This is a genomic window from Halomonas salinarum (assembly GCF_012062845.1).
Lineage (GTDB): Bacteria > Pseudomonadota > Gammaproteobacteria > Pseudomonadales > Halomonadaceae > Onishia > Onishia salinarum.
On record NZ_WWNB01000006.1, the window covers coordinates 158,550 to 166,336 of the forward strand.

Here is a 7,787-nt window from a genome sequence, read left to right on the forward strand (position 1 = left end):
TTTGATGTTTGTCACCACCCTTGAGCCCGCCTTTCACGACACCGATGCCCTTGGCCACATCAACAATACCCGCTTGCCCGCCTGGTTCGAGCAGGGACGCACCGAGCTGTTCCGGTTCTTCACACCGGACCTTGACCCGCGTAAATGGCGATTGATTCTGGCCCGCTTTGACGTGGAGTTCATGGCCGAATTGCACTACGGCACGAGCGTGGAGATCTGCACTTACCTGACCCGGCTCGGCAATAGCTCCTTCACGGTGACGCAGGAAGCCCACCAACACGGCAAGCTTTGTGCCCGCGGCAATACCGTGATGGTGCACTATGATCATGACAAGAAATGCGCCCAGCCTCTCGAAGGCGAGCTGCGCGCAGCGCTAGAAGCGCATCTGTCTACGCCCCAGGAGACTCAGGCATGACGCCTGCGGTCCGCGCCCTGGAAGCGGCGGGAACCGACTTCCACCTCACCGAGTACGCCCATGACCCACGGGCCGAAGCCTTCGGCGAAGAAGCCGCCAAGGCACTCGCCCTGCCAGCGGAGACGGTCTTCAAGACGCTCTTGGCCCGTCTCGACGACGGCCGCCTGGTGGTCGCAATGGTACCGGTAAATGCACGGCTTGACCTCAAGGCACTGGCCCGGGCAGCCGGCGCGCGCAAGGCGACGCTTGCCGAACCGGCGCTGGCCGAACGCACCACCGGCTATGTAGTCGGCGGTATCAGCCCGCTCGGCCAGAAAAAACGCCTGCCGGCCTTTCTCGATGAGAGCGCCAGTGCGCTTGCGACGCTGCATGTTAGCGGTGGTCGTCGCGGCCTCGAGATCAGCCTCGCCCCAGAGGACCTGGTCGCGCTCACCGGCGCTCGACTCGTGGGGCTTTCACGCAGCTGAGCCGACTCCGCCGCGTCCTGCGCTATCCTGAGGGCACCTAACTAAGTATTCCCAGGGCCGTGAGCCGAATAGCAATGCCCGCGGTCTTACCAGCATCCATTGCCTGATCAGGAGACCTCATGGCCATTCGCTACACGCTCTGGCTCGACCCGGGCGACGTGGACCGCCATCGCGCCGTAGAGGCCGATCTCGAGCATTACTTCGTCGAGCGCTTCGCCGACTACCCCCATATCCGCTTGTTCGGGCATGACCCTTACGATTATGATGCGCCGTTCAATCGTCTCTACGACGCACTCCTGGCGCGGGCCAACGACTACTGCGAACGCCACTGGCATTATGTGCCGACGCCGGTGCAGCTCAATACCGCCTTCTTTCGTGCCGTGGGCCGCTCGAACAAATTTCTGCGAGACCCCCAAGATGGTGATCCAAACCGATCAGACCCCTGATGAGCGCCAATTGGCCATCATCACCGAACAGCTCGGTCGCGCGCCTCGCGGCACCATGGCGATAGCCGCCACCGACGGAGAAGACACACCCCTGGTGCTGCGCATGGCGCCCATCGTCGAGGGCAAGCCTTTCCCGACGCTCTACTGGCTCAGCAGCGAGCGTCTCAAGGTGGAGCTGTCGCATCTCGAGGCTCGCGGCGTGATAAAGGAGCTCGAGGCCCGCCTGCAGCAGGAACCCGAGCTCATGGCCACCTACCACCAAAGCCATCAAGACTACGTGGATCGCCGCTGGCGCTTCATGGACGAGGCGCAGCGTGCCGACGTCGAGCGTCTGGGCTATGCCAAGGTACTCACGGAGCGCGGCGTCGGTGGCATCAGCAACTGGAATCAGGTGCGCTGCCTGCACACCCAGTATGCTCACCATCTTTGCGGTAACAACGTTATCGGCCAATGGCTGGACGCCGAGTACGGCGTGATCGACTGTCTGCCCTGAACCAGACATGCATGCAGATGACTGGCCGTAAACGACTCACTGACAATGGAAGGGGCGCCTATCGGGCGCCCCTTTTGCATCATGCTGAATCAATCCATACACCAAGGCTGCGCGGCCTCTAGGGGACGCGCTAGGATGATCGCCTCATCAAGGAGCATCGCATGCCAAACATCTGTGTTTATCTGGGCTCCCGGGAAGGGAGCGATTCCTGCTTTCGCGAGGCCACCACGGCCTTGGGCCGCGAGCTTGGGAGACGCGGCCATCGCCTGGTCTATGGCGGGGCACGTGTAGGGCTGATGGGGACGCTTGCCGACGCCGTGCTCGAGGTCGGTGGCGAGGTGGTCGGCGTGATGCCGCACCACCTGGTGGATCGCGAACAGGCTCACCAAGGCCTGACGCAGCTGATCCGCGTCGCCGACATGCATGAGCGCAAGGCCGCCATGGCGGAAAGAGCCGATGCCTTCGTCGCCCTGCCTGGCGGCATCGGCACCCTTGAGGAGCTGTTCGAGTCCTGGACGTGGCAATACCTGGGCCTGCATGACAAGCCGATTGCCTTACTCGATACCCGTGGTTTTTTTGCCCCCTTGCTGACCTTTCTCGACAGCCTGGTCAGCAAGGGCTTCCTCGATGCGCATACCCGCGATGCTCTGAGCATGGCACCGACCCCACCGGCATTGCTGGATCAGCTGGAACGGCAGTTGGGCGACAAGACGCCACAATCAGTCGGCGGAAACGCCTGAGCTGCAGCCAACGACTGCCCAGTGCACGCCAGATGTTATAGGGGAAAGCGAGTGCCTGCCGTTCGCAACCGGGAAAGGCAGGCAGGGCCAAACAGTCGGGACAAACAATCAGGGCATCGACAGCACAGAATGGGGGCGGCAAGAAAGGCTAGTGGCCGCTCTCGGCACGAGACAGCGCCAATGTGTGTTCGTAGGTCAGCTGCAAGAGGCGTGCATCTTCACCGGCACGATGACGCTGGATACCCCACTCGCTGATCAGTGCTTCCTTGGCCGTGCTCCACAGTTCCAGTTGGCGCTCGTCGAGCAATCGGCGCAGGGCCTCGAGCCGAAAGCGCGGCAACATGCCGGCATGGTGGAAAAGCAGTGACAGCCAGGTGTTGTCGTAGCCCCAGCTATCGCTATAGGCGATGCCGAGCTCAGCCAGTTCATCGTTGAGCCAGCGTGCCACTTCAATGACCGGGTGCCCTTCGCGCTGAAGGCGTGCACGGGAAATCCCATGCAGGAGTTCAGCCTTGGGATCCCAGTGCACCCATTCCTCCAGAGGCTGGATCAGGAAGGCGCAGGATGAGCCATCGGGCCGTGCCAGTCCGATCTCGATCGGATAGCTGCCGCGCCCAAAGCCGGACGCTTCGATATCCAACAGGGTAGGCAGCGTCACGGCATGAACATCCTTTTTGGATCTGACAAAGACGGCGGCTCTTCTAAGCCGCCACTGGCCCTAGCCTATCGGTTCAGGGCGCAAGGGTCGACTCAGTGGCAGACAGTCGCCGCGGGCGCGGCTTCCTCGGCGATGGATTCATCCGCCAGTGCTTGCCAATGGGCGGCGCGCAACGGATCCACGGCGAGGCCCAGCATGCCGCTGCGATAAGCATCGGCCAGACGCTCGGCCGCCAGGGGATGACCGGCTTCGCCGGCGCGGGCGTACCAGGTGACAGCCTTGTCATCACGCCTCGGATACTGGGCACAGCCGTATTCGAAGATGTAGCCGGCTTGATACTGGGCGCGAACGTCTCCCTGGCGCGCGGCTTCCATCACGTAACGGGCCCCTTTGGCCTTGTCCTGTGGCCTGATCGCCCGGTGAAACAGCATATGTCCATAGACCGACAGCGCGGTAGTGTGTCCCGCTTCTGCGCAGCGCTGATAGAGGTGCATCGTCAATCGCTGGGTCCGCGGCGAGCGCGGCAACCAGCGATTGTGGAAGAGCTGTTCCGCCAGTCGATATTCGAGGCGGGTAACCAAAGAAGATGCCTGATGCATGGCAAACAACCTAGCGTCCTGTGTAACAAGGAAATGCGCTCGCCGGAAACAGACGACCGTCATCGTGTCACCGTACTATAAACTAGTGGCCATCGGGCAGTACCCGGGCAACGGGGTGGCAAGCATACGCCCCCCATGCAGGGGACTCAACCCCCGTATTTGCCGCCGGCAAAGGCCGCCGCTACCATGCTGATTCACCCGAGTTTTTCTCTGATTGGAGCGAGACATGCAAACGCGACCGCTTGGCGACACCGACATTGATGTTAGCCGGCTGTGCCTTGGCACCATGACCTTCGGCGAGCAGAACAGCGAAGCCGAAGCGCACGAGCAGCTCGATCGCGCCACGGCCTTCGGCATCAACTTCATCGATACCGCCGAGATGTACCCGGTGCCGCCCAAGGCCGAGACTCAGGGCCTGACGGAAGCCTATGTGGGCAGCTGGCTAAAGGCGCGTGGTACCCGCGATGACGTGGTACTGGCCACCAAGGTGACCGGCCCCGGCCTTGGCCATATTCGCGGCGGCCCGCGGCTGACCCGCGAGCATATCCACCAGGCGATCGATGCAAGCCTCAAGCGGCTTAATACCGATTATGTGGACCTTTATCAGCTGCACTGGCCCGAGCGTAACGCCAACTTCTTTGGCAAGCTCGGCTATGCGGCCAAGGAAGATGAGGACGCCACCTCCCTGGAGGAGAGCCTCTCGGCATTCAAGGAACTGGTCGATGCCGGCAAGGTGCGTGCCGTCGGCCTTTCAAACGAGACGCCCTGGGGCGTGATGCATGCCCTCTCGCTGTCCGACCGCCTCGGGCTACCAAGGGTCGCCAGCGTGCAGAACCCCTACAGCCTGCTCAACCGCAGCTATGAAGTCGGCCTTGCCGAGATCAGCCATCGCGAACGGGCCGGCCTGCTGGCCTATTCACCGCTGGCCTTCGGGGTGCTCTCCGGCAAGTATCTGGATGGCGCCAAGCCGCCCAAGAGCCGCCTGACGCTCTTCGAGCGCTTCAAGCGCTATACCTCTCCGCTCGCCGAAGAGGCGACCCGCGCCTATGTGGCGATCGCTCGCGAACACGGCCTCGACCCGGCCCAGATGGCGCTGGCCTACGTCAACTCACGGCCCTTCCTGACCAGCAATATCATCGGTGCCACCACCATGGAGCAACTCGAGAGCAACCTGGCGAGCGAGTCGCTCAAGCTCAGTGACGAGGTACTGGAGGCCATCGAGGCCGTGCACGCCCGATTGCCCAATCCTAGCCCCTGAGCCTCTGAACGCGTGAGTACTGCGCAACCTCCTATTCCCCGGCGACAATGCCGGGGACTGCCCCTAGTGTGAGGCCATCGGGGCACCAGGGTGTCCCGTTCTACTCCCCCTCACGACTATCGCTGCCATAGCGACGCGACCATCTCCGCGCCCCGGGTCAGCTTGGTATACTGCCCGGTCAACGACGGACCCCGCTGCCCATGCCGACTGTTCACAGGAGTGCCCCATGCTGAGCGTGATTTCCCCCGCCAAGACACTGGATTTCGAGACCCCGCCGAGCACCGATACCTATAGCCAGCCCGACTATCTCGAGCAAAGCCGCGAACTGATCGGCGTATTACGGGATTACTCGCCGCAGCAGCTAAGCGAGCTGATGGGCATCAGTGACAAACTGGCCGGCCTAAACGCCGCTCGCTTCACCGAGTGGCAGACGCCCTTCACGCCTGAGAACGCCAAGCCAGCGGTACAGGCCTTCCAGGGCGATGTCTATGTGGGTCTCGATGCCGCCAGCTTCGACGAAGACGACAACGCCTTCGCACAAGATCACCTGCGCATTCTGTCCGGCCTCTACGGTATGCTGCGCCCGCTCGACCTGATCCTGCCCTATCGCCTGGAGATGGGCACCAAGCTTGCCAATCCCGCGGGCAAGGACCTTTATGCCTATTGGCGAGACACCCTGACGCAGGACCTGGATCGCGCTATCAAGGCAAGTGGCAGCCCCGTGCTGGTCAACCTGGCCTCCAACGAATACTTCAAGGCCATCGACACCAAGAAGCTCTCGTCGCGGGTCATCACCCCGGTGTTCAAGGACGAGAAGAACGGCCAATACAAGATCATCAGCTTCTATGCCAAGAAGGCCCGTGGCCTGATGAGCGCCTGGATGATTCGCGAGCGTCTTGACGACCCCGAGGGGCTCAAGAACTTTGACGTGGCGGGCTATCGCTACAATGCAGCCATGTCTGAGGGCAATACGCTGGTTTTCACCCGCGCAGAAGGCGCGTCCTGAGCCTCATATCTCTGATCTGGGCCGCGGGCCTCTGTCGCTTTAGAAGCGCAGAACACGCGTCGCACGGGGTTTGAGGAAGTGACGGTGAGCCGCCTTGAAGCGCTCGTCATCGCAACGCTCAAGCCATTCATAAGCGGCCATGTCAGCGCTGATCACGACCCCACCGGCAGCCACGACTCGCTCTCTTGCCAGCCGCGCTTCCTCCGGGCGTCGGCTGGCACAGGCTTCCGTGAGCCAATACACGTCGTAGCCCAACGCCAGAAGACCCAACGCCGTCTGCAGCACACAGATGTGCGCCTCGCTGCCACAGATCACCACCTGCCTTCGACCAAGCTCAGCAAGCGCATCAGCGAAGGCCGGTTCCCGGTCAGCCCCGAAGTGCACCTTCTCCCAGCGCACCGCTTCAGGCACCGCCGCAAGCAGCCGGGCGTCGGTCTCTCCCAGCCCTGCCGGGTATTGCTCGGTCAGCCACACCGGGATCTCCAATAGTCCTGACAGCCCAGCGAGCCAGGCCGCCTCCGCGACAGCCTGCTCGCCTCCGTCAATCACGGGTAACAGGCCAGTCTGTAGGTCCACGATCAACAATAGGCTGGTCTCGCGGTCGAGTCGCATCCTGAGATTCCTTACCTTTGACGTTATCGATTCAGCATAGGCGCCGAAGCGGGTATTCTGTCAGGGAATCGAATCATCCCTTAGGAGTCTTCTCTCCCCATGCGCAATATCTTCGTACTCATACTGGCTACCTTCATGAGCCTGGGCCTGGCCGTCGATCATGCCGAGGCCAAGCGACTGGGCGGCGGCAAGAGCTTCGGGTCCTACTCCCGCTCAGCAGACTCGACTGCTGCCACTCCCAATCGAAGCGCCTCTGCAGGCACCGGCGCACGTCAGCCCTCACGGGGCCTGTCACGGTTCGCCGGTCCCTTCGCTGGCATGCTCGCCGGTGGCCTTTTGGCCTCGCTATTCTTCGGCGGCGCGTTCGATGAGCTGCGTCTGATGGATCTCCTGCTGGTGGCTGGAGCGGCCTTCTTGCTGTTTCGTCTCTTTGCCAAGCGTCGCCAGCCGGCCACCGCTGGCGCCGATACGATGGCTCGCCGCGAACAGACGGCCTCTCAGCCCTTCACAGCACCGGGACCCCTCGGCGGCGGCCTTGGAGAAGCAGCCAGCACGCCGAGCTGGTTCGACAAGGAGCGCTTCCTGGGAGGAGCCAAAGAGCATTTCATGACCCTGCAGCGTGCCTGGGACAACAACGACTTCGCCGGCATCCAGGAATTCGTCACGCCTGAGTTTTACAACACGCTACGTGAAGAGCGCGCCCATCAGCCGGCCAATAACCGTACCGAGATCGTCAGGTTGTTTGCAGAGCTTGGTGATGTCCGCGAGATAGGCAACCAGGCCGAGGCTACGGTCATCTTCCATGGCATCATGGATGAGAACGGCGAGCGCAACGAGTTCAACGAGACGTGGCATCTGATTCGCGAGATGCGCGACGACGCGCCGTGGTACCTGCAAGGCATCGAGCAAAACCCCGGCACCTGACGCCCTCGTTATCATGCGCATAAAAAGGCCGGGCGATTGCCCTAATGCCAGTCAGTTAAGCCTACCTTCAATAAGCTGATCATGAGACCTTTCCCTGTCAGGTACACTGACACGGGAAGGTCCATGCATTTCAGCAACGCCATCGATGCCATTGCCAAGGCGGTGCCCG

11 protein-coding genes are annotated in these 7,787 nt (G+C 62.1%); 8 read left to right on the forward strand and 3 right to left on the reverse strand.

Annotated elements, in window-relative coordinates:
* Nucleotides 1-4: 4 nt before the first annotated feature.
* From HF027_RS06715 to HF027_RS06735, 5 genes are all read left to right on the forward strand, one after another.
* A complete protein-coding gene (locus HF027_RS06715; protein ID WP_168014088.1) occupies nt 5-415 on the forward strand; it encodes an acyl-CoA thioesterase in 411 nt (136 codons plus the stop codon).
* Nucleotides 412-882, forward strand: coding sequence for a Cys-tRNA(Pro) deacylase (gene ybaK, locus HF027_RS06720; RefSeq protein ID WP_168014090.1), 471 nt, complete (start codon nt 412-414; stop codon nt 880-882). Before HF027_RS06715 ends, ybaK begins: the two co-directional genes overlap by 4 nt.
* A 119-nt stretch (nt 883-1,001) precedes the next feature.
* Nucleotides 1,002-1,328, forward strand: a complete 327-nt coding sequence (locus HF027_RS06725; protein WP_168014092.1) for a hypothetical protein — start codon at nt 1,002-1,004, stop codon at nt 1,326-1,328.
* Complete coding sequence (locus HF027_RS06730) at nt 1,300-1,821, forward strand: DUF501 domain-containing protein (RefSeq protein WP_168014094.1); 522 nt, start codon at nt 1,300-1,302, stop codon at nt 1,819-1,821. Before HF027_RS06725 ends, HF027_RS06730 begins: the two co-directional genes overlap by 29 nt.
* A 161-nt stretch (nt 1,822-1,982) precedes the next feature.
* Nucleotides 1,983-2,561: an LOG family protein gene (locus HF027_RS06735; RefSeq protein WP_168014096.1), complete on the forward strand. Its 579-nt coding sequence runs from the start codon at nt 1,983-1,985 to the stop codon at nt 2,559-2,561.
* A 148-nt stretch (nt 2,562-2,709) separates the two neighbouring features.
* On the opposite strand, the gene HF027_RS06740 is transcribed toward HF027_RS06735, so the two are convergent.
* Together HF027_RS06740 and HF027_RS06745 are read right to left on the reverse strand one after the other, a co-directional pair.
* Nucleotides 2,710-3,219: a 3'-5' exonuclease family protein gene (locus HF027_RS06740; RefSeq protein ID WP_136255474.1), complete on the reverse strand. Its 510-nt coding sequence runs from the start codon at nt 3,217-3,219 to the stop codon at nt 2,710-2,712.
* A gap of 92 nt (nt 3,220-3,311) precedes the next feature.
* Nucleotides 3,312-3,818: a tetratricopeptide repeat protein gene (locus HF027_RS06745; RefSeq protein ID WP_136255473.1), complete on the reverse strand. Its 507-nt coding sequence runs from the start codon at nt 3,816-3,818 to the stop codon at nt 3,312-3,314.
* A gap of 226 nt (nt 3,819-4,044) precedes the next feature.
* Here HF027_RS06745 and HF027_RS06750 point away from each other — a divergent pair, with 226 nt between their 5' ends.
* Together HF027_RS06750 and yaaA are read left to right on the forward strand one after the other, a co-directional pair.
* On the forward strand, nt 4,045-5,076 hold the full coding sequence (locus tag HF027_RS06750; protein ID WP_168014098.1) for an NADP(H)-dependent aldo-keto reductase: 1,032 nt from the start codon (nt 4,045-4,047) through the stop codon (nt 5,074-5,076).
* A gap of 226 nt (nt 5,077-5,302) precedes the next feature.
* Nucleotides 5,303-6,082 (forward strand): peroxide stress protein YaaA, encoded by a 780-nt coding sequence (gene yaaA, locus HF027_RS06755; protein WP_168014100.1) that lies wholly within the window; start codon nt 5,303-5,305, stop codon nt 6,080-6,082.
* Between the two features lie 39 nt (nt 6,083-6,121).
* On the opposite strand, the gene HF027_RS06760 is transcribed toward yaaA, so the two are convergent.
* Entirely contained in the window at nt 6,122-6,694 is a 573-nt protein-coding gene (locus HF027_RS06760; RefSeq protein ID WP_168014102.1) for an isochorismatase family protein, read from the reverse strand.
* Between the two features lie 99 nt (nt 6,695-6,793).
* Between HF027_RS06760 and HF027_RS06765 the strand changes: the two genes are divergently transcribed.
* On the forward strand, nt 6,794-7,618 hold the full coding sequence (locus HF027_RS06765) for a Tim44 domain-containing protein (protein WP_168014104.1): 825 nt from the start codon (nt 6,794-6,796) through the stop codon (nt 7,616-7,618).
* The last annotated feature ends 169 nt before the right edge of the window (nt 7,619-7,787 follow it).